The sequence below is a fragment of the Pseudomonas sp. BF-R-24 genome (assembly GCF_019947335.1).
Classification (GTDB): Bacteria; Pseudomonadota; Gammaproteobacteria; order Pseudomonadales; family Pseudomonadaceae; genus Aquipseudomonas; species Aquipseudomonas jessenii.
Genome location: NZ_JAGYGG010000019.1, coordinates 38,320 through 58,573, shown reverse-complemented (window position 1 = coordinate 58,573; position 20,254 = coordinate 38,320). Strand labels below are relative to the sequence as shown.

Below are 20,254 nucleotides of genomic sequence, written 5' to 3'. Positions count from 1 at the left end.
CAGCCTCAGGTACTGAGGCCGACACCCAGTGGCTTAGTTGCTCTTCATCGCGTAGTCCGGCTTCTTGTCGTTGCCCGGAATGAACGGGCTCCACGGCTGGGCGCGGATCGGGCCTTCGGTCTGCCACACCACATTGAACTGACCGTCGGCCTGGATCTCGCCGATCATCACCGGCTTGTGCAGGTGGTGGTTGGTCTTGTCCATGGTCAGGGTGTATCCGGACGGCGCGGCAAAGGTCTGGCCGCCCAGGGCTTCGCGAACTTTGTCGACGTCGGTGGACTTGGCTTTTTCAGCCGCTTGCGCCCACATGTGGATGCCGACGTATGTGGCTTCCATCGGATCGTTGGTCACCGCTTTGTCGGCGCCCGGCAGGTTGTGTTTCTTCGCGTAGGCTTTCCAGTCGGCGACGAATTTCTTGTTAGCCGGGTTCTCAACCGACTCGAAGTAGTTCCACGCCGCCAGGTTGCCCACCAATGGCTTGGTGTCGATGCCACGCAGTTCTTCTTCGCCGACCGAGAACGCCACGACCGGCACGTCGGTAGCCTTCAGGCCCTGGTTGGCCAGTTCTTTATAGAACGGCACGTTGGAGTCGCCATTGACGGTGGAGATGACCGCCGTCTTGCCGCCTGCCGAGAACTTCTTGATGTTGGCGACGATGGTCTGGTAGTCGCTGTGACCGAACGGGGTATAGACCTCTTCGATGTCCTTGTCGGCCACGCCTTTGGAGTGCAGGAACGAACGCAGGATCTTGTTGGTGGTGCGCGGATAGACGTAGTCGGTGCCGAGCAGGAAGTAGCGCTTGGCGCTGCCGCCTTCTTCGCTCATCAGGTATTCAACGGCAGGGATCGCCTGCTGGTTCGGCGCAGCGCCGGTGTAGAAGACGTTCGGCGACATCTCTTCGCCTTCGTATTGCACCGGGTAGAACAGCAAGCCGTTGAGTTCTTCGAACACCGGCAGTACCGATTTTCGCGATACGGAAGTCCAGCAACCAAACACCACGGCGACCTTGTCCTGGGTCAGCAATTGACGACCCTTCTCGGCGAACAGCGGCCAGTTCGAGGCAGGGTCGACCACCACCGGCTCGAGCATCTTGCCGTTCACGCCGCCCTTGGCGTTGATCTCATCGATGGTCATCAGCGCCATGTCTTTCAACGACGTTTCGGAGATCGCCATGGTTCCGGACAACGAATGCAGAATACCGACCTTGATGGTCTCGGCGGCCTGGACAGTCCAGGTCATGCCCATCGCGGCAATGGATGCCGAGAGTGTGAAAGCCTTGATCAAACTGCGACGCTTCATTGTGCGATCTCCATGAACTTATGAGTTTTCTTGGTTGGCAGATGCGGACTACTGAAGGTGTGTTTTGCAAGGGCTGTGCCCGGTCGGCAAAGGCAGGGAAATGTCGGTTTAGAGCGGTCGTGCGGTTTGATGGCGCACCATGAAGGATCGCGACAGGCGTGTTGGTGCGAAGAGGTGCGCCAGATTGGAGCGCAGATCTTGTGGGCAACCCCAATCAACTGTGGGAGCGAGCTTGCTCGCGATAGCGGTGGGTCAGACACCGTTATGTTGGATGTGCCGCCGCCATCGCGAGCAAGCTCGCTCCCACAGGGATCAGCGACGGCGCATCAGGCCGATGAAGAACAGTCCGCCAATCGCGGCGGTTGCGACGCCAATGGGAAGATCTTCAGGAGCAATCATGGTCCGGGCGGCGACGTCGACCCAAACCAGAAACACGCTGCCAAGCAACACGCACACCGGCAGCAACCGTCGGTGTTCAGCCCCGACCAGGCGCCGCGCAATATGCGGCACCATCAACCCGACAAAACCAATCGAGCCGCTGATCGACACCAGCACTCCGGTCATCAACGAGGCAATCAAAAACACCCGCAGGCGCACGGTGCGTGCATTCAGGCCCAGGGTCACCGCCGTCTGCTCACCGGCCATCAGTGCATTCAGCGGTCGCGCCATGCCCAGCAGCAATATCAGCCCGAACAACACACTGGCTGTCGGTACCGCCAGCAATTCCCAGCGTGCCAACCCGAGCCCGCCGAGCATCCAGAACATCACCGCCGAACTGGCTCGATGGTCGCCCATGAACAGCAGCAAATTGGCAATCGCCATCATCACGAACGACACCGCCACGCCGCACAGCAGCAAGCGGTCACTGTCCAGGCGCCCATGACGACTGGCAATCATCAGCACCACCAGCATGCTCAGCAATGCCCCGATGAATGCCGCGATCGGCAAGGTCAGCAGGCCAACGATTTCACCGACATGCAGCACCACGATCACCGCGCCAAGTGTGGCACCGGAAGTCACGCCGAGCAGGTGCGGGTCAGCCAACGGGTTGCGCGTGACTGCTTGCAGCACCGCGCCGATCAACGCCAGGCCCGCGCCCACCAGCGCGCCGAGCAGCATGCGCGGGACGCGGATCAGCCAGACGATATGTTCCTGTCCGGGGTTCCAGTCCGCCACACCGAAACCGAACAGTTTATGCAACAGGATGCGCCACACCACATCCAGCGGCACCCGCGCCGGGCCGAAACCCAGGGACACCACGCACGACACCAGCAACAGGGCACCGAGTGCGATCAGCATCAGGGCGTAGCGACGGTTGGTCATTCGCCGTGGAAACCCTTGGCCAGGGTTGCGACCGCCAGCACGTTATCGATCCCCGGCGTGGCCTGCACGTAAGGGATGACGATGAAACGCTGGTGCCTGATCGCGTCCACCGATTGCAGGGCCTTGTTGCTCAGCAGGAATTGAATCTTCTGATCGGCAGTGACTTCGCTGTAGTCGACGATCACGATCACCTGCGGGTTGCGCTCGACCACGGTTTCCCAATTGACCCGGGTCCAGCTTGCGTCGACATCCTCCAGAACATTGCGCCCGCCAGCGGCGTCGATCAGCGCTTGCGGCATACCCAGGCTTCCTGAGGTCATGGCGCGATCTTCGCCGCTGTCGTACAGGAAGACCCGCGGTTTTTCCGCGGGCAGGTCTTTGCCAATGTCTGCCACTTGCGCCTGCATGTGGGTGATCAGGGCATTGGCGCGGTCCTGCACGTCAAAGATTCTGCCGAGGTTGCGCAGGTCGTTGTAGGTGTCTTCGAGGCTGGCCGGCGGGCGCTTCATCACGAAGGAGCAAGACTCGCTCAGCTCATACACATTGATGCCCAGCGGTTGCAGGGTTTGCGGCGTGAGATCGCCGCCGATACGCATGCCGTAGTCCCAGCCGGCGAAGAAGAAATCGACGTTGGCATTGAGCAGGGTTTCCACTGACGGGTACTTGGCCGCCAGTTCCGGCAGGCCTTCGAGAATGCCCTGCATCTCGGGCGTCACGGCCTTCCAGCCACTGATGCCGCTGTAACCGGCCATCCGTGGTTTGAGGCCGAGGGCGAGCATCATCTGGGTCATGTTGATGTCGTGGCTGAGCGCGTGTTTTGGTGCCTGCTTGAAGGTCACTTCGCGGTTGCAGCTTTTGATTGTCAGCGGGTAACGGGTGGCTTCGGCCAATGCCTGGACGCTGCCCAGCAGCATCACGAGAGAGAGGCAGGAGCGCAACAGGGAACGCAAAGTCATGGTTGGGTTATCCAGGTGATTCGTGGGTAGCTGTGCAGCGGATGTTCATCGATCAGTGCTTGGACGCCGAACACATTGCGCAGCAGCGCAGCGGTCAGGACTTCTTTCGGCGTGCCGCTGGCGACGATACGGCCATGGTTGATCACGTACAGTCGGTCACAAAAAGCCGCCGCCAGATTGAGGTCGTGGATGCTCGCCAGGGTGCCGATATTCAAGCGCTTGACCAACTTCAAAAGCTCAAGCTGAAAATGCGGGTCGAGGTGGTTGGTCGGCTCGTCAAGGATCAGCAGTTGTGGTTGCTGGGCCAGGGCGCGGGCGAGGATGACCCGCTGTTTTTCACCACCGGAGAGAGTGGCGAACCCGTGGTCTTCGAAGCCCTTGAGGCCGACGGATTCCAGGGCCTGATTGACCAGGTCGCGGTCTTCAAGGGTGTCGCCATCGAACAAGCCTTTGTGCGGCGTGCGGCCCATGGCGACCACCTCCTCGACGGTCAGGCCGAAGGCATCAGGGAACTCCTGCAACACCACGGCGATGCGTTGCGCGCACCAGCGCGAGGAGTGCTTCCAGACGTTCTGGTGATCGAGTCTGACCTCGCCGCTTTCCGGTTGATTGAAGCGCCAGGCACACCGCAACAGGCTGGTCTTGCCACTGCCGTTGGGGCCGATCAGCCCGACGAACTCACCGGCGGCCACGTGTAGCGAGGCGTCACGCAGCTGGAATTGGTGGTGGCAATGGCCGTGACCCAGTGGGGACCAGGTAAGGTTTGTCAGATTCAGCGAGGTCATGCAGTGACTCTTGAGGTAATGCTGATGGCCCCATCGCGGGCAAGCTCGCTCCCACAGGTCTTACGCAATCCCTGTGGGAGCGAGCTTGCTCGCGATGGGGCTGAGGTGATGCGCGGGGAGTTTACAGTGCCTTTCGCCCGGCGCATCTCGCCTGTTTCAAGATGAAGATGAAGCCGACTCAGTTTGCCGGGTAAAGCGCGACAGCAGCACGCGATCGAGCACCCACACCGCCACCAGAGAAGCACCCACCAACGGGAAGGCCACTGCCAGGGCGAACATGATCACCATCGCGGTTTTCCATTTTGGCAGGTCATGGCGCAGCGGCGGCACGCCGAGTTTTCCTTGCGGACGGCGCTTCCACCAGATCACCACGCCGCTGACCGCGCTGAGCAAAATCATCAGGCAGATCAGCAACACGACGATCTGATTGAACACGCCGAACATCTTGCCCTCGTGCAGCATCACGCCGATTTCCGTGGCGCGGGCGACGGTGCCGTACTGCTCGAAGCGTACATCGGCCAGGACTTTGCCGGTGTACTGATCGATGTGCAGCGTGGCGTCATTGCGCGGGTCGTCGGCGAAAACGGCGATGGTGAACACGCCGGTCGCGGTGGTCGGCAGGGTGATGCTGTATCCCGGTTCGACCTTGCGCTCTCTGGCGATGTTTTGTACGTCCTGCAGGCGGATGGTCGGCGATGCCGGGCCGGTCGCTGCACCGTCGTGGGCCATGTGCTCGGCATGGTCGCCGGACATCGGCATCGGGGTGTTTTCCATGGCCCACGGCACGGTCTGGCGGGTGGCGGTGTTGAGGCTGCGTGCCTCGACGTCGGACTTCGGCACGTCATCCCACATGGCCGCCGGGAACACGTTCCACACTTCGGCGTATTGCTTGCCCCAGAAACCGGTCCAGGTCATGCCGCTGAGCAGCATCACCAGCAGCAGGGACGCGCCCCAGAACCCGGTGACCGCGTGCAGGTCGCGCCACAATACGCGACCTCGACTGTTCAGGCGTGGCCACAAAATGCCTGCCGCCTGACCGCGCGGCCACCACAGGAAAATGCCGGACACCACCAGCACCACGCCCCATCCGGCGGCCAGTTCGATCAGCCGATCGCCAACGGTGCCGATCATCAGCTCGCCGTGAATCGACCGGGCGATGGCTTGCAGGTTCTTCTTGGCATCTTGTTCACCGAGGATGTCACCGTGGTACGGATCAACGAAAACGTTCAGCTCCTTTTCATCGTTGAGCACGACAAACTGCGCGCTGCGCTCGGCATTGACCGGCGGCAGGTACTGGGTGACCTGACCTTGTGGGTAAGCCGTTTTCACCCGTGTCAGCAGGTCGTCGGCCGGGACGGTGTGATGACCGGCCGGGACGTTGAGCAGGCTGCTGTACATCAGCGAGTCGAGCTGCGGTTTGAACAGGTAGACGGTGCCGGTCAACGCCAGCATCACCATGAATGGCGCAACGAACAATCCGGCATAGAAATGCCAGCGCCAGGCCAGGTTGTAGAAATTCACTTTGGGCTGTTTCATCACGTGTGCTCCGCTTGGCTGGATCTTTTAGTTGTTTGTTTTTGCGGTTGCTGCGCAACCGATCGCGAGCAGGCTCGCTCCCCTGTAGGAGCGAGCTTGCTCGCGAAGCTTTTAGAAACTCATGTCCACCTTGGTCCAGAGCGTTCGCCCCGGTTCCTTGATGGCTTGCGGGTCATTGGCCGGGTAGCCGAAACCGGCGTTGCCGGCCAGGTTCAAGTGTTCGGCGTAAGCCTTGCCGAACAGGTTGTCGACGCCGCTGCTGACCTTCCAGTTGCTGTTGATCCGATAGGCTCCGTTGAGGGAGAACACGCCGAAGCCCGGCGTCTTGTCGAAGTCCTTGCCGACCACGTTGCCCTTGTTCTGGTCGATGCGGTTTTGTGCGGCGACCACTCTCCACAGTGCGCCGGCGCTCCAGTTGTTTTCGCTGTAGGTCAGGCCGAAACGGGCATCCAGCGGCGGCATCTGCGGCAATGCACTGCCATCGCTGCTGTTCTTGCCCCAGGCGTAGGCCAGGGTCGCGTCGGCTTTCCAGTTGTCGGTGAAGTTGTAAGCGGCGCCCAGTTCGCCGCCCATGATTCGCGCGTCGATGTTTTCGGCTTGCGAGGTCGTACCCATCATTGTCGGGGTGTAGTTGAACAGGATGTAATCGCGCACCTGCCCGACGTAAGCCGAGGCCCAGGCTTCGAGGTCTTCGGTCTTGTATTGCAGGCCGAAATCGAGTTGGGTGGTTTTTTCCGGTTTGATCGAGTCGAAGGCATTCACCGAACCGGCGGGGCCGGACTTGGGAGAGAAAAGCTCCCAGTAATCCGGGAATCGCTGGGAGTGACCGAGGCCGGCATACAGGGTGGTCGGGCTGTCGGCCAGGTCATGTTCATAGCGGATGAAACCACTCGGCAGGGTGTCGGCGCGGGTGTCGTCGGCGGTCGGATTCGGGCGGGTCATCATGCCCGAGCCGGTGGTCTGCCGATAATCCTTGGCCGAGGCGCGGTCCAGGCGCGCGCCGCTGATCAGGCGGTCACGGTCGGCGGCGTACCAGGTCAATTCGCCGAAGACTCCGTAGTTATGGAAGTCGGCATCCTTGGTGTACGGCAGGTCCTTGTAGGTGTCGACGCCCATGGCGCCGCGCTGGCGATGTTCGTTGGTCTGCGCGTCGATGCCGCTGATCAGTTGCACATCAGTCCAGCGCCAGGTGGCCTTGACCCGGGCGCCGAGGGTGCGGCGGTCGACGTTGGAGGCCATGGGGCCGGCCATCATCCCGGTGCCGGACGGCGTGCGCAGGGTGTAGTTGTCCATCACGTGATCGGCGTAGTTGTAGTAGACCTGCGCCTCGACCTTATCCAGTACCTCGCCGATGTTGGATTGCTCGAAGCGCAGACCAAGGCTTTCGCGCAGGAACTGCGAACCGTCCATGCCGCGCCCGGCGTAGCGGGCTTCACCATCGCCACGGCCGGCGGTCAGTTCCAGCAAGGTATCGGTATTCGGCGTCCAGCCGACGGCCACGTCGCCGTTCCATTTGTCATAGCGCGACGCCACGGTGTCGTTGTTGCCGTCCTGGTAGTCGTCGGAGTGCGCGGTGTTGCCGATGACCCGCACATAACCCGATTGTCCACCGGCGGCAGCGTCCACCAGTTTGTCGAAGCGGCCGTTGGAGCCGGCCAGCACGCTGGCGTTGACCCGTGTGCCGAGTGCGCCGAAGTGCTCCGGCTCGCGGTCGAACAGGATCGTGCCAGCCGAGGAACCCGGTCCCCATAGTACGGTTTGCGGGCCTTTGATCACGGTGAGCTTGTCGTAGGTTTCCGGCGAGATGTAGGAGGTCGGGGCGTCCATCCGGCCCGGGCAGGCACCGAGCATCATGCTGCCGTTGGTGAGGATGTTCAGCCGCGAGCCGAACATGCCGCGCAGCACCGGGTCACCATTGGTGCCGCCATTGCGCACCATGGCAAAGCCGGGGATGGTCTTCAGGTAATCGGCGCCATCGCTCGCCGGCACCGGTTGTCGCGGGTCCTTGGGGTTGGTGACGATGGTCAGGGGCGAGCTGGGCGCAACGGCGGTAATCACCGTCGGGCTCAGTTCTTCACTGTGACCGGCATGGTCATCGGCCAGCGCAGAAGGCGCCAGCAATGCACCGCACAGGATGGCGGTGGCGTGTCTGAAACGAACGCCGGATTCGTTCAGGGCATAAGAGGCTTGGGCACGGCTCAAGCACGGGACAGCGGAAAACCTGGACATGACAATTTCCATCGAACAGTCGTAAACGACACGGCCGGCAGCCTGAAGCTGTCCCTGTGGGAGCGGGCTTGCTCGCGAAAGCGGTGTGCCAGACGACATCAACGTTGACTGACACTTCCTCTTCGCGAGCAAACTCGCTCCCACAGGTTGCTTTGGCTGTCTTGCGGACCGTGTGAAATCAGAAGTGAGTGTTTACGCGACGACGGGCGGGGCGCGGGTGCGGGCGCCGGGGAAGAAGGTTGGCCGGGCATGACCCTGGCGCGCAGAGGGTGTGGCGAAGGTATTGACGGGCGGGATGACGAAGTTGGCGAAAGACGCGCCACCGGTCAGCGCCGGGCAATTGAACAGCAGGCTGCAATAGCCACACTTTTCCCACAGCACATGGTGCCCGGGGGCTGGCGGGCAATGCTCGGTGGTGGCTTGCGTGGCTTGCGTGGCTTGCGTGGCATGGTCGGCATGCTCCATCGCCGACATGTCCATGCTCATACCCGTAGGCATGTTCATCGACATGGCGCGCGAATCCATCGGCATCGACTGAGAAATCAGCGGACCGATAAAGATCATCAGCATGGCGAACAGGCTGATCCAGCTGCCACGTGTCAGGCTCAATGCCTGATTGCGGGACCTGGATGACCTGGCGCTAAGCGGGCGCATGGGCGTATTCAGCGCGGGTGGTTATTGCGCGTGCTTGTGTTCTTGCATGGCGTCCGGCGCCTGCTTCTGCACCGCGACTTCGACCGTCACGTCACCGGACTTCTCGAAGTGCAGCGTCATGGGGAAGCGCTTGCCGTCAGTGAGCAGACTGCGGTCCTTGAGGCCCAGCAACATCACGTGATAGGCCATGGGTGCGAAAGTGACCTCACCACCGGCGGGCACTTCCACGCTCGGTACGTGCTGCATTTTCATCATGTCGCCTTGCATCACGTGCTCATGCAATTGCGCTTCTCCCGCAATGGGGGTGTCGACGCTAAGCAGGCGGTCGGCGGTCTTGCCTTGATTGTTGATCACGAAATACGCCGCAACGGTGGGCGCATTGGGCGGCAACTCCTGGGACCACGGATGAGCGATTTCCAGTGTGCCGACCTTGTATTCGTGGGCATTGGCAAAGCAGGCAGGCAGCAGCAACGCAGCCAGAACGATGAGTTTGTTCAACATGGCAATTCTCCGGAACGATTTAAAACGCAGTCAATTGCGAGAAAAAATCACACCAGAGGGGACGCGCGGGGGTTGAGACTCGGCCATTGCTGGCGCGGTGACGGGCTTTCCAGAGAGGTGGCAGGCAGGCTTCGGTTGGACTCGAAGTGCGCGAAATACAGTTGTGGCGTATGCCCCGGCAACGCCACCAATGGCGCGGAACCCGAGCAGCACCAGCAATGCTGCATGTTGGAATGATCGTCGCTTTGCGGGGCTTTCTGTTCAAGGTCGCCGATGGAAATCGCCACCATCCTGGTGCCGCTGGAGCTGCAGAAGCTGCCCCACAACAACTGTTCGGCGGATGACTTCGCCGTTTGCGCCATCGCTCCGGACATCGGCATGGCGAGCATGTTGAACAGCACTGCGAAGCAGGCTATCCAGGCAATTGCGAGCCGGTGTCGGGACATGGGACAAAATCCGTTTGGGTGGGCGATCAGGCGCGGGCTATTTAGCCTGATCAGGGCCGATAAGTAAAAAGGCGGCGTGCGGTGTGGTGTCGCAGCAAAAAGACGTCAGCTCAGTGCGCACGTACCGCATGTACTTGTATTTCTACTCCAAGCGTAGCGCGAATTACGGCGAATATTGCAGCCAGGTTGTCCATGCTTGGGTTGCCTTTGGCGGACAACATTCGATGGAGGCTTTTGCTGGGCTTTGCCGTTTCCTTTGCCAGTTCTTCAAAACCAACGGTGGCGTTGATGAGATCGCGCAGGATGATCCGGGCCATTTCGGGTTCGCCGTTAAGAAACAGAGTAGCAGCCTCATCCAACAGTGCCTGGGCGAACTCGGGATCACGTTGGGCACGCTCGGCAATGGTGTGTTTGTAACTTCGGGTGAGCGCCATGACGTTATCTCCGGTGCCGTTCAGTCTTTTTTCGGGATCGAAACTCGGCTATCAGTACTTTCGCTTGTTTGATGTCAGTTTTTTGTGTGGATTTGTCACCGCCACCAAAAAGGATGATCAGGTGTTTCCCTTCTTGAACGAGATAGATTCTATAGCCCGGGCCCCAATTTATCCGGTACTCGCCGAGCCCGTCGAACCACTTGATGTTTGATGTGTTTCCTAACTCAAGGCGCAGCAGCGCGGTGGATACCTTGAGCGCTGCCTGCGCATTCAAGTTGGAAAACCAGTGACTGAAGGGGCTGGTTTCGTTGTCCTGTACGTATTCTTCGAGTGTGATCACAGGCGGCCCTGACGGTAACAAATAGGTTACTTATCATGCAAGCCAATGATCCTGACCTAATGAACGAAGACCGACAACGCGCCAACTGTTTCCTCAGGCGTCAGGAACTCCCGATCAACCCCCGGCAACACCGGCCGCTTCAAGACAATCACCGGCACCCCACGTTCACGTGCGACTTCCAGTTTCGGTTCGGTCGCCGTGCTGCCGCTGTTCTTGCTGATCAGCACGTCGATGTTTCGCCGTTCGAACAACTCACGTTCATCGTCGATCAGGAAGGGCCCACGTGCGCCAATCACTTCGCAGCGCTCGTTGTCCGGATACACATCCAGTGCGCGCAGGGTCCAGAATTGTTCCGCTGGAATTTCGTCCAGGTGTTGCAGGGGCTCGCGACCGAGGGTGAACAACGGTCGGCGGAAGGGCTTCAGGGCGTCGATCAGTCCGGCCCAATCGCTGACTTCCCGCCAGTCATCACCCGCCTGGGCTTGCCAGGCCGGACGCCGCAGCGCCCAGCAGGGAATGCCGCTCAAGCGTGCGGCAGTCGCGGCGTTCTGGCTGATTCGGGCGGCGTAGGGGTGAGTGGCATCGAGCAGCAGATCGATGCCTTCATCGCGAATGAACTGCGCCAACCCTTCGGCACCACCGTAGCCACCGACGCGAACCTGGCATTGCAGATCCGTCGGAATCCGACCGACGCCGGCCAGGCTGTAGATATGCTGCGGTCCCAGCGTGCGGGCAATGGTCATGGCTTCGGTCACGCCGCCGAGCAACAGGATGCGCTTCATTGAAAGGCTCCCGCATGGCCAACGATCCCGCCCTGGCGATCGATGGCGAAGACTTCCACCTGAACCTGCGCCGGCACCACGCTGCGGGCAAAATCCAGGGCGTGCTGACAGACTGCATCACCCAGGGCGACCCCGGCTGCGGCGGCCATGGCCAGTGCCTGCTGGCTGGTGTTGGCCTCGCGGATGCTCTGCTGCAAGGCCGCATTGGCGCCGACCTGCGCCGCCCATAACGCCAGTTGCGGCAGGTCAATGCTCGAATGACGACTGTGCAAATCCATGTGCCCGGCCGCCAGTTTGCTGATCTTGCCGAAACCACCGCACAGGCTGAGTTTATCCACAGGTACTTTGCGCAGGTGCTTGAGCACGGCGCCAACGAAGTCGCCCATTTCGATCAGGGCGATTTCCGGCAGGTTGTAGACCCGGCGCATGGTGTCTTCGCTGGCGTTGCCAGTGCAGGCGGCGATATGCAGGTAACCGTTGGTTTTCGCCACGTCGATGCCCTGGTGGATCGAGGCGATGTAGGCCGCACAGGAAAACGGCCGGACGATACCGCTGGTGCCGAGGATCGACAGGCCACCAAGAATGCCCAGGCGCGGATTCATGGTTTTCAGTGCCAGCGCCTCGCCGTTCTCGACATTGACCGTGACCTCGAAACCGCCGCTATAGTCGAGCTCGTCAGCCAGTCGGGCCAGGTGTTCGCTGATCATTTTGCGTGGCACCGGGTTGATCGCGGGCTCGCCGACTCCCAGCACCAGCCCGGGCCGGGTCACGGTGCCGACGCCGCGACCGGCCTTGAAGCGCGTCCCCGGTTCGCTGCTCAGGCGCACCTGGGAGTAGAGCAGGGCACCGTGGGTCACGTCCGGATCGTCACCGGCGTCCTTGAGGGTTCCCGATTCGGCGCCGTCCTCGGTGAGGCGGCAGAACTCCAGGCGCATCTGCACCTGTTTGCCCTTGGGCAACACGATTTCCACCGCATCGGCCGATGTGCCAGCCAGCAGCAGACGCGCGGCGGCGAGGCTGGTGGCCGTGGCGCAACTGCCGGTGGTCAGGCCGCTGCGCAGAGGGGCGGGGTGTTCGGCGGTTTCGTCACGCATCGAAGGGTTTCGTCACGTCCAGCAAGGTAATCGGCAAGGCCTGGCGCCAGGTGTCGAAGTCGCCCAGTGGTTGGGCCTGGGCGATATGAATTCGCGTCAGCTCCCCGCCATGTTGCTCGCGCCAGGCCATCAGGGTCATTTCACTTTGCATTGTGACTGCGTTGGCAATCAGCCGGCCACCGGGTTTGAGTTCGGCCCAGCAGGTATCGAGCACGCCCTCGCGGGTGACGCCGCCGCCGATGAAAATCGCATCCGGCCGCTCCAGCCCGGTCAGTACCTGCGGCGCGCTGCCGCGAACCAGTTGCAGGCCGGGAACGCCGAGGGCATCGCGGTTGTGTTCGATCAACGCTTGTCGGCCCGCATCTGCCTCGATGGCCAGTGCGCGGCAACCGGGGTGGGCGCGCATCCATTCGATGCCGATCGAGCCACTGCCGGCGCCGACATCCCACAACAGTTCGCCGGGGATCGGGGCCAGGCGCGCGAGGGTGATGGCGCGCACATCGCGCTTGGTCAGTTGGCCGTCGTGCCTGAAGGCGGAGTCCGGCAGGCCGGCCAGTCGCGACAGGCGTAGCGTGTTCGGCTCGGCGATGCACTCGATAGCGATCAGGTTCAGGTCGGCGATCACAGGATCGGTCCATTCATTGGCGATGCCGTCGACACGTCGCTCGGCTTCACCGCCCAAATGTTCGAGCACCGTTATCCGGCTCGGGCCGAAACCACGTTCACGCAGCAGTGCGGCGATGGCGGCGGGGCTGCTACCGTCGTTACTCAACACCAGCAAGCGCACGCCACTGGACAATTGCGCGTTGAGTGCGGCGACAGGGCGGGCAACCACCGACAACGTGACCACTTCCTGCAAAGGCCAGCCCATTCGCGCCGCGGCGAGCGAGCAGGAAGAGGGAGCGGGCAGAACAAGCATTTCATCGCTGGATAAATGTCGGGAGAGACTGGCTCCCACCCCGAAAAACATCGGATCACCGCTGGCCAGGACGCAAACGGGTTCTCCCTGTTTCGCCAAAACCGGGTCAAGGGCGAAAGGACTGGGCCACAATTGCCGTACACCGCAGATGCAGGCTGGCAACAAGTCCAGTTGCCGTTGACCGCCAATGATCCGCGTAGCGTTCAGCAGAGCGTGTCGGGCATTTTTGCCAAGCCCCTTGAAGCCTTCTTCTCCAATGCCTACCACTGTCAGCCAGGGGGTCATGCTGTTCCTCTTCTATCAATCGAAGCCAAATCATCACGCTGCCGGTCTGTGTCGACCTGTGCGGTGGTGCATCATAGCGCGGTGTGGATTGAGTTCGCCCGTCGCTGGTGTCTGTAAATGTGATCAGGGCTTATCCAGTTAATGGTTCTTTTTCAGGTCGAATCTCTTCATTCTGATTTCGAGCCGCTTGCGTTCGATGAGCGATCTTTTGCTTTCGAGTATGTTTTTGTCCAGTTTAAGATAAGCACGTTGCTGGATGATTTTTGCAACGTGATCTTCCATGTTCCAAAATAGAAAACCACTTTTTTTGATCGTGGTAACTAATTCAAGATTAAAGACTGCGATTTCAAGAAACCCCTTTGAGTCGTAGCGTGTGGGTATTACTTGAAAGCGCTCTCCCAGGGAACTTTGTTGGTCCAGTGAATAAAGCGCCGGCTGGTTGGGTTTCAATGCGTCGAGTGTGTCAATCATAGCGTTCCCTTGCCGGCTGTCCGGCATGGTTTGAGCGCTTTGGACCAGAAACTCGGCAATGTTTTTCGAAACGGAGTGTTGAGTGCGGGTGAAGATGGCATCCTGAAAGACAGACCAGCCGAAAAAATTCAACGTCGCAACGTATTCATTCAGCCACGTTGTCGAGTCGGCGAAGCGACTGCCAACCCTGTCTGCGGACTGGGTGGCTATTTGTGTGCAATGGGTGAAGTCGTCGTAATCTTGCAATGAAATTTCTTCGATGCATGAAATAAGGTTGTGGGCAGTCAATATTCCAGTTGTTTTTTCATATATCATTTTTGTTCCCTTGAAATAGCTGGTTTTTTTATTCGGGTTGCGGTGAAAAGTACAAGGGTTGGTGTGTGGTTTAAATATGTCTGGTTGGTTGAATTGATTCTTGCTGTTAGCGTTTTTCACTGAGTGTTAAATCAGAACTTGCGATGGCGATTCAGTCTTGAGGCGAAAAGCCTGGGCTGGGGATCACGCGCTTTTCGTCGTCAACCTGCCAGGGTTTTTCATCAGGCCGGACAAAGCAGGCATAATGCTGTCCTTCGTCTTGTACCGGTCGTCCTGTGAAGTCACGTCAGATACCCAACCGCTTGCGCCCTTCCGCCTGTCCCGGGTTGTTGCGTGTCGTCCAGGCATTGGACGGTGGTATTTGCCGGATCAAACTCGACGGTGGCGCCATCCGTGCGCACCAGGCAATCGCTGTGGCCGATGCCTCCGAGCGATATGCCAGCGGAGCGATCGAGGCGACCAACCGGGCCAACCTGCAGATCCGCGGCATTGGCAACGAGCAAGCGGCGTTGATCGACAGCCTGCTGGCCGCCGATCTGGGGCCGCGTACGGCGGCTGGCGACGATGTGCGCAACCTGATGCTCAGCCCCGGTGCCGGGATCGATCGGCGCATGCTGTTCGACACCCGCCCGCTGGCCGGGCAGATCCTCGCCACACTGCAAAACCAGGAAGCGTTCCACGACCTCAGTGCCAAGTTCGCCGTGCAGCTTGATGGCGGTGAAGACCTGACGATGCTCGAGCATCCCCATGACCTGTGGCTCTCGGCGTTTGAACAAGACGGCGAGCGACGGCTGGCGTTCGGTCTGGCGGGATGCCCGACGGACAGCCCCGCCGGTTCGGTTGCACTGGCTGACGGGCACGCGCTGGTAGTCGCGGTCCTTGAGTTGTTCCTTGAACTGGCGCGCCCCGAGCAGACGCGAATGCGCCATTTGCTGGCCGAGTACCCGATCGGGGGCATTGTGCTTCGACTGGCTGAGCGAGTGCCGCTGCAGGCCGTTATCGGTTGGCAACGGGTTTCGGGCTCCAGTGATTTGCACATGGGTGCCCATCCCCAGGCCGAGTCCGGTGTTGTCTATGTGGGAGCCGTCCCGCCGCTGGGGCGACTCGATCCGGCGATGCTGCGGGGTGTGGCACAACTGGCGCGGGAGTTCGGTGATTCCAGTCTGCGCTTCACTCCTTGGCAAAGCCTGCTGTTGCCCAATGTCCGCACGGAAAACGCCGCTGAGGTCATTCGGCAATTGCAATGTCTGGGCTTGCAGTGCGAAGCCGATCTGCCATTGTCCCGGTTGATCGCCTGCACCGGCTCAAACGGCTGCGGTAAAAGCCTGGCCGAGACCAAGGGGGATGCCTTGCAACTGGCGACATTGCTGCAACGTCACGGACAAACGCCGAGTGTCCATTTGAGCGGGTGCGCGCGCTCCTGCGCCGCCGCGCATACGGCGCCCGTCACATTACTGGCCGTCGCCCACGGTCACTACGACCTCTATTTTCGCGATGCAGCGCAGCCGGGTTTCGGCGCGCTGCACGCACGCAACCTTACTATTGAAGCGGTCGCGGCCCTGCTCGACGCCCGCTCACGGAGCCCCCTTGATGCTTGATTACATCCGCGACGGTCAGGAGATCTATCGCAACTCCTTCGCGATCATTCGCGCCGAGGCCAACCTCGACCGAATCCCGGACGATCTGGAGAAACTCGCGGTCCGTGTCATTCACGCCTGCGGCATGGTCGAGGCCATCGACGGCCTGCAGTTTTCCGAAGGTGCGGGCAAGGCCGGGCGTGATGCGCTGGCGGCCGGCGCGCCGATTTTGTGCGATGCGCGGATGGTCTCCGAAGGCGTGACCCGTGCGCGGTTGCCGGCGAACAATGCGGTGATCTGCACCTTGCGCGACGAGAGTGTTCCGGAACTGGCTCGTGATTTGGGTAACACCCGCTCAGCCGCTGCGCTGGAACTGTGGCGCCCGCATCTGGAAGGCAGCGTGGTGGTCATCGGCAACGCTCCGACGGCGCTGTTTTACTTGCTGGAAATGCTCGACGCCGGTGCGCCAAAACCGGCGCTGATCCTCGGTTTTCCGGTGGGCTTCGTCGGTGCCGCCGAATCCAAGGCCGCGCTGGCGGCTGACAGCCGTGGCGTGCCTTTTGTCATCATGCAGGGTCGCCTGGGCGGTAGCGCCATGGCCGCCGCCGCCGTCAATGCCCTCGCCACGGAGATCGAATGATGCAGCAACCTGGACGTTTGATCGGCCTCGGCGTCGGTCCCGGTGATCCGGAACTGATTACCGTCAAGGCCCTGCGCTTGCTGCGCGAATCCCCAGTGGTGGCGTACTTCGTGGCCAAGGGCAAGAAAGGCAACGCCTTCGGCATCATCGAGGCGCATCTGCAGGAAGCGCAGAATTTGTTGCCGCTGGTGTACCCGGTGACCACCGAAGCCTTGCCGGCACCGTTGTCCTACGAGCAAGTGATCAGCGACTTCTACGATGACGCAGCCGGCGAATTGGCGACGCATCTCGATGCCGGTCGCGACGTGGCGGTGATCTGCGAGGGCGATCCGTTCTTCTACGGCTCCTACATGTACCTGCACGACCGACTCGCCGAGCGTTATCAGGCCGAAGTCGTGCCCGGTGTGTGCTCGATGCTCGGCGGGGCCTCGGTGCTCGGTGCGCCGCTGGTGTATCGCAATCAGAGTCTGTCGGTGTTGTCCGGTGTGTTGCCGCACGACGAACTCAAGCGTCGCCTGGCCGATGCCGATGCGGCGGTGATCATGAAGCTTGGGCGCAACTTTCCCAAGGTTCGCCAAGTGCTGGAAGAACTCGGCCTGGCCGAGCGCGCGTTGTACGTCGAGCGCGCGACCATGGCCAATCAGAAGATCGTGCCGCTGGATCAGGTCGAGCCGATGTCCTCGCCGTACTTCTCGTTGATCATCGTTCCTGGTGAAAGGTGGCAAGGCTGATGACCCGTCCAGTTCCGGCGATTGTCATTCTTGGCAATGGCAGCCTCGCCACCGCGCGTAGTATTCAGCAGGTGTATCCCGACGCCCTGATCCATGGCTTGGCCGAACGGGTCGAAGGCGCGGATCGGGCCTATCAGGAGTTCGGTGCGACCCTGCGCGAACTCTATCAACAGGGCACGCCGATCATTGCCCTGTGCGCGGCCGGGATCGTGATCCGCACGCTGGCGCCCTTGTTGCTGGAAAAAGGCGCCGAACCACCGGTGTTGGCGGTAGCCGAAGACGGCAGCGCAGTGGTTCCACTGCTGGGTGGTCTTGGTGGGGTAAATGTGATGGCGCGGGAGATTGCCGCCGCGCTGGAAGTCGCGGCGGCGATCACCACCAGCGGCGAGTTGCGTTTCGGCACGTGCCTGCTCAACCCGCCCAGTGGCTATGCCCTTGGTGATCTGGAGTTGGGCAAGCGTTTCGTTTCCGATTTGCTCGCCGGCGAAACGGTGCGCATTGAGGGTGAGGCTCCGTGGCTGGCGCAGGCGCAGTTGCCCGAAGATGCGCAGGCCCGACTGGCGGTGCATGTCAGTCATGCCGAACGGACACCCGCGGCCAACGAGTTGTTGATCTACCCGCGCAATGTGGTGGTCGCCGTGGACGCTGGCCTGGTGAACGTCGCGGGAGCGGTGCGCGAGGCATTGCATCAGGCAAGAATCGCCGTGCAGTCGCTGGCTTGCCTGTTGGCCGCCGATACCGAAATGGCCAGCGCGGCGTTGCGTGAGGCAGCGCTTGAATTGGGCGTGCCGCTGCGCTTTGCCCACGCAGGGAAGGTGCTTGGCGAACGTCTGCGTACTGCGATGGGGCTACCCGTTTCCATGCTTGGTAACGACACTGTTGCCATTGCGGTAGCAGAGCAGCCGCTGGACCCGTTGCAGATCGGCCGTCCGCGTGGACGTCTGGCAGTGATCGGCCTTGGGCCGGGGGCTGCAGAACTGATGGTGCCGGCTGTGAAGGCTGAACTGGCCCGCGCCAACGATGTATTGGGCTACGAAACCTACGTACGCATGGCCGGGCCGTTTCGCGACGATCAGGTGCTGCATTGCACCGACAACCGCGAAGAGATGCAACGTGCCCGCCACGCTTTCGAACTGGCGGCCCAGGGGCGTTCGGTGGTGGTGGTTTCTTCAGGCGATCCCGGGGTTTTCGCCATGGCCGCGGCTGTGCTCGAGGCGCTGCACGAGTCCACCGATGTCCAGTGGCACAACGTCGATCTGGAAATCCTGCCGGGTATTTCCGCCTCCCTGGCGACGGCTGCCCAGGCTGGTGCGCCGCTGGGTCATGATTTCTGTGTTCTGTCGCTATCGGACAACCTCAAACCCTGGTCGATCATTGAAAAACGTCTGGATCTGGCAGCGCAAGCTGATCTGGCAATGGCGTTCTACAATCCGATCTCACGTTCCCGACCTTGGCAATTGGGGCGTGCGCTGGAGATCGTCGCGCAACATCGCGCACCTGGAACGCCAGTCGTGCTAGGGCGTGATGTCGGACGCCCGGGGCAGACATTGCGCGTGACGACGCTCTCTCAATTGACTCCAGACCAGGTCGACATGCGGACCATGGTGTTGATTGGTTCATCCACGACTCGTGTGTTTGATCGTTCGCAAGGAATGCCGTGGGTTTATACGCCGCGTAGTTATGGTGATAAATTAAGCGATATCAACTAGGTTGATATCAAGGTTCAGTGCAGTGTTATTCGAGCCGAACGGCTCGACAATTGCTGCATGTTTTTGAAGGTTGATGGACGCTTACATAAGTCGACATTTAATCGGGTTTGATGGCGGAGTTGGAGTGGTTTAGATTCGTTTTGTCTCTGCTGGAGACTTAAACGAACTTAAAAGGAATTGTCCGATATGGAAGTCGTGGAAGGTTTTATCACTCACAAACAATGCACCGATATTGGGAAAGCGCGTCTTGCCAGGTCAAAGGCGTTGCTGAACAGTGTTCCTCGTGTAAAAGCATCAATGTCGACCACCGCGTCGAGTTCACTTAAGGTATTGGGCGATTCAAGTCCTACCAGGGAACTGGATGCTTTGGTTCTGGGTAATACGCTCATTGGTTATGGCGACAATATTTCGCTTGAAAATATGACGATTATCGAAAATCTCATAAAATTTTCGAAGCTGGAGGCCGATCGCGAGACTAGAGATGGTCATAGCCCCGCCGCTTGGCACCGAGCCTTTCTCCAGTGTATGGAGGATATGGGGTGTTCTGTTCCCATCAACGCGAGCATCGAATACAAAAAGAGGTCTGGCAGCGGGACAATGAGGAATGTTGTCAGCACTATTATCCAGGCGGGCGTTGAAGCGGCAAAAGCTGCCATTCCTGGTGCAGCCGTGTTAAGTGCCGTCGCAGACAGCACATTGTCAGCATTGGAAAAAGAGCCTGAGACAATCAAGGTTTTCAACTATGAAGTTACTAAGGCCAAGGGTGTGAAGCTGGCCTTGCTGCCTTGCGAACAAACGAAGAACGGATTGGTTATGGTTTCGTTTTCATCCGTTAATCATGTCGGAGATCAAGTCGGTGGTGGGGTTTTGTTTTTGGATCTGAAAATTGCAAGTCTCGATATTTACCAGGGCTCAAACTTTCTCGCCTTCAATCCTTCTGCTTACGCCGAAGTGAAAGATGATGTCGAATTTATCCTGGCGCAGAATCGGAAAGAAGTGTTGGCTAAAAGATTTGTGCGTCGCAGGCAGTGAATTCAATCAAGCCGGGCGAGAGGCTGATCGTCTCTGGTCTGTTTGAAACATGTAGGGATGTAGAGGGGGAGGGGTTACCCGGTTTGCGTCCATGGGGATTGCGAGGAGTACGAAGCAGGCGCCGTACAGCGGTGAGGCACACGGCGACATCTGGATGCTTCGAGTCCCCTGGCCCCACGATTGGCCAGAATCGGAG

General features: G+C 60.3%; 20 protein-coding genes. 5 read left to right on the top strand and 15 right to left on the bottom strand.

Annotation, left to right across the window (positions count from 1 at the left end; genetic code table 11):
• Window positions 1–33: 33 nt before the first annotated feature.
• The 15 genes from urtA to KGA98_RS16470 all read right to left on the bottom strand — a co-directional run bounded on the left by urtA (window position 34) and on the right by KGA98_RS16470 (window position 14,489).
• The gene (gene urtA / locus KGA98_RS16540) at window positions 34–1,299 is read right to left on the bottom strand and encodes an urea ABC transporter substrate-binding protein (protein ID WP_057712186.1); all 1,266 of its coding nucleotides are present in this window, start codon (window positions 1,297–1,299) and stop codon (window positions 34–36) included.
• A 312-nt stretch (window positions 1,300–1,611) separates the two neighbouring features.
• A complete protein-coding gene (locus KGA98_RS16535) occupies window positions 1,612–2,622 on the bottom strand; it encodes a FecCD family ABC transporter permease (protein WP_223502824.1) in 1,011 nt (336 codons plus the stop codon).
• Window positions 2,619–3,578 (bottom strand): ABC transporter substrate-binding protein, encoded by a 960-nt coding sequence (locus KGA98_RS16530; protein ID WP_223502823.1) that lies wholly within the window; start codon window positions 3,576–3,578, stop codon window positions 2,619–2,621. Before KGA98_RS16530 ends, KGA98_RS16535 begins: the two co-directional genes overlap by 4 nt.
• Window positions 3,575–4,363, bottom strand: coding sequence for an ABC transporter ATP-binding protein (locus KGA98_RS16525; RefSeq protein ID WP_223502822.1), 789 nt, complete (start codon window positions 4,361–4,363; stop codon window positions 3,575–3,577). The genes KGA98_RS16530 and KGA98_RS16525 overlap by 4 nt, the downstream gene beginning before the upstream one ends.
• 156 nt (window positions 4,364–4,519) lie before the next feature.
• Entirely contained in the window at window positions 4,520–5,899 is a 1,380-nt protein-coding gene (locus KGA98_RS16520) for a PepSY-associated TM helix domain-containing protein (protein ID WP_223502821.1), read from the bottom strand.
• Window positions 5,900–6,010: 111 nt separating this feature from the next.
• Window positions 6,011–8,128, bottom strand: a complete 2,118-nt coding sequence (locus tag KGA98_RS16515) for a TonB-dependent copper receptor (RefSeq protein WP_223502820.1) — start codon at window positions 8,126–8,128, stop codon at window positions 6,011–6,013.
• Between the two features lie 192 nt (window positions 8,129–8,320).
• Window positions 8,321–8,782, bottom strand: a complete 462-nt coding sequence (locus tag KGA98_RS16510) for a DUF2946 domain-containing protein (RefSeq protein WP_223502819.1) — start codon at window positions 8,780–8,782, stop codon at window positions 8,321–8,323.
• Window positions 8,783–8,803: 21 nt separating this feature from the next.
• Window positions 8,804–9,283 (bottom strand): copper chaperone PCu(A)C, encoded by a 480-nt coding sequence (locus tag KGA98_RS16505; RefSeq protein ID WP_057712179.1) that lies wholly within the window; start codon window positions 9,281–9,283, stop codon window positions 8,804–8,806.
• A gap of 47 nt (window positions 9,284–9,330) precedes the next feature.
• A complete protein-coding gene (locus KGA98_RS16500) occupies window positions 9,331–9,729 on the bottom strand; it encodes a DUF2946 domain-containing protein (protein WP_154910377.1) in 399 nt (132 codons plus the stop codon).
• 110 nt (window positions 9,730–9,839) lie between these two features.
• Complete coding sequence (locus KGA98_RS16495; protein WP_008016808.1) at window positions 9,840–10,163, bottom strand: DNA-binding protein; 324 nt, start codon at window positions 10,161–10,163, stop codon at window positions 9,840–9,842.
• Between the two features lie 4 nt (window positions 10,164–10,167).
• Entirely contained in the window at window positions 10,168–10,503 is a 336-nt protein-coding gene (locus KGA98_RS16490; RefSeq protein ID WP_057712177.1) for a type II toxin-antitoxin system RelE/ParE family toxin, read from the bottom strand.
• 56 nt (window positions 10,504–10,559) lie between these two features.
• Window positions 10,560–11,285 (bottom strand): cobalt-precorrin-6A reductase, encoded by a 726-nt coding sequence (locus tag KGA98_RS16485; protein ID WP_223502818.1) that lies wholly within the window; start codon window positions 11,283–11,285, stop codon window positions 10,560–10,562.
• Entirely contained in the window at window positions 11,282–12,379 is a 1,098-nt protein-coding gene (locus KGA98_RS16480) for a cobalt-precorrin-5B (C(1))-methyltransferase (RefSeq protein WP_223502817.1), read from the bottom strand. The genes KGA98_RS16485 and KGA98_RS16480 overlap by 4 nt, the downstream gene beginning before the upstream one ends.
• Complete coding sequence (cbiE, locus tag KGA98_RS16475) at window positions 12,372–13,583, bottom strand: precorrin-6y C5,15-methyltransferase (decarboxylating) subunit CbiE (protein ID WP_223502816.1); 1,212 nt, start codon at window positions 13,581–13,583, stop codon at window positions 12,372–12,374. Before cbiE ends, KGA98_RS16480 begins: the two co-directional genes overlap by 8 nt.
• Before the next feature lie 138 nt (window positions 13,584–13,721).
• Window positions 13,722–14,489 carry a hypothetical protein gene (locus KGA98_RS16470; protein ID WP_317848907.1) on the bottom strand — a complete coding sequence of 256 codons (768 nt, stop codon included), beginning with the start codon at window positions 14,487–14,489 and terminating at the stop codon, window positions 13,722–13,724.
• A 170-nt stretch (window positions 14,490–14,659) separates the two neighbouring features.
• On the opposite strand from KGA98_RS16470, the gene cobG reads away from it, so the two are divergent.
• From cobG to KGA98_RS16445, 5 genes are all read left to right on the top strand, one after another.
• The gene (gene cobG, locus KGA98_RS16465) at window positions 14,660–15,967 is read left to right on the top strand and encodes a precorrin-3B synthase (RefSeq protein ID WP_317848911.1); all 1,308 of its coding nucleotides are present in this window, start codon (window positions 14,660–14,662) and stop codon (window positions 15,965–15,967) included.
• A complete protein-coding gene (locus tag KGA98_RS16460; RefSeq protein WP_223502814.1) occupies window positions 15,960–16,586 on the top strand; it encodes a precorrin-8X methylmutase in 627 nt (208 codons plus the stop codon). The genes cobG and KGA98_RS16460 overlap by 8 nt, the downstream gene beginning before the upstream one ends.
• Window positions 16,586–17,317 (top strand): precorrin-2 C(20)-methyltransferase, encoded by a 732-nt coding sequence (locus tag KGA98_RS16455; RefSeq protein WP_102669312.1) that lies wholly within the window; start codon window positions 16,586–16,588, stop codon window positions 17,315–17,317. Before KGA98_RS16460 ends, KGA98_RS16455 begins: the two co-directional genes overlap by 1 nt.
• A complete protein-coding gene (cobJ, locus tag KGA98_RS16450) occupies window positions 17,317–19,026 on the top strand; it encodes a precorrin-3B C(17)-methyltransferase (protein ID WP_223502813.1) in 1,710 nt (569 codons plus the stop codon). Before KGA98_RS16455 ends, cobJ begins: the two co-directional genes overlap by 1 nt.
• A 186-nt stretch (window positions 19,027–19,212) precedes the next feature.
• The gene (locus tag KGA98_RS16445; protein ID WP_223502812.1) at window positions 19,213–20,058 is read left to right on the top strand and encodes a hypothetical protein; all 846 of its coding nucleotides are present in this window, start codon (window positions 19,213–19,215) and stop codon (window positions 20,056–20,058) included.
• Window positions 20,059–20,254 lie beyond the last annotated feature (196 nt).

Bases quoted from the DNA above. Each gene is read 5' to 3' on its own strand.
- KGA98_RS16495 (WP_008016808.1), bottom strand. From the start codon at position 10,163: ATGGCGCTCACCCGAAGTTACAAACACACCATTGCCGAGCGTGCCCAA.
- cbiE (WP_223502816.1), bottom strand. From the start codon at position 13,583: ATGACCCCCTGGCTGACAGTGGTAGGCATTGGAGAAGAAGGCTTCAAG.
- KGA98_RS16485 (WP_223502818.1), bottom strand. From the start codon at position 11,285: ATGAAGCGCATCCTGTTGCTCGGCGGCGTGACCGAAGCCATGACCATT.
- KGA98_RS16455 (WP_102669312.1), top strand. From the start codon at position 16,586: ATGCAGCAACCTGGACGTTTGATCGGCCTCGGCGTCGGTCCCGGTGAT.
- KGA98_RS16480 (WP_223502817.1), bottom strand. From the start codon at position 12,379: ATGCGTGACGAAACCGCCGAACACCCCGCCCCTCTGCGCAGCGGCCTG.
- KGA98_RS16505 (WP_057712179.1), bottom strand. From the start codon at position 9,283: ATGTTGAACAAACTCATCGTTCTGGCTGCGTTGCTGCTGCCTGCCTGC.
- KGA98_RS16460 (WP_223502814.1), top strand. From the start codon at position 15,960: ATGCTTGATTACATCCGCGACGGTCAGGAGATCTATCGCAACTCCTTC.
- KGA98_RS16525 (WP_223502822.1), bottom strand. From the start codon at position 4,363: ATGACCTCGCTGAATCTGACAAACCTTACCTGGTCCCCACTGGGTCAC.
- KGA98_RS16500 (WP_154910377.1), bottom strand. From the start codon at position 9,729: ATGTCCCGACACCGGCTCGCAATTGCCTGGATAGCCTGCTTCGCAGTG.
- KGA98_RS16530 (WP_223502823.1), bottom strand. From the start codon at position 3,578: ATGACTTTGCGTTCCCTGTTGCGCTCCTGCCTCTCTCTCGTGATGCTG.
- KGA98_RS16535 (WP_223502824.1), bottom strand. From the start codon at position 2,622: ATGACCAACCGTCGCTACGCCCTGATGCTGATCGCACTCGGTGCCCTG.
- urtA (WP_057712186.1), bottom strand. From the start codon at position 1,299: ATGAAGCGTCGCAGTTTGATCAAGGCTTTCACACTCTCGGCATCCATT.
- KGA98_RS16510 (WP_223502819.1), bottom strand. From the start codon at position 8,782: ATGCGCCCGCTTAGCGCCAGGTCATCCAGGTCCCGCAATCAGGCATTG.
- KGA98_RS16520 (WP_223502821.1), bottom strand. From the start codon at position 5,899: ATGAAACAGCCCAAAGTGAATTTCTACAACCTGGCCTGGCGCTGGCAT.
- KGA98_RS16515 (WP_223502820.1), bottom strand. From the start codon at position 8,128: ATGTCCAGGTTTTCCGCTGTCCCGTGCTTGAGCCGTGCCCAAGCCTCT.
- KGA98_RS16445 (WP_223502812.1), top strand. From the start codon at position 19,213: ATGGAAGTCGTGGAAGGTTTTATCACTCACAAACAATGCACCGATATT.
- cobJ (WP_223502813.1), top strand. From the start codon at position 17,317: ATGACCCGTCCAGTTCCGGCGATTGTCATTCTTGGCAATGGCAGCCTC.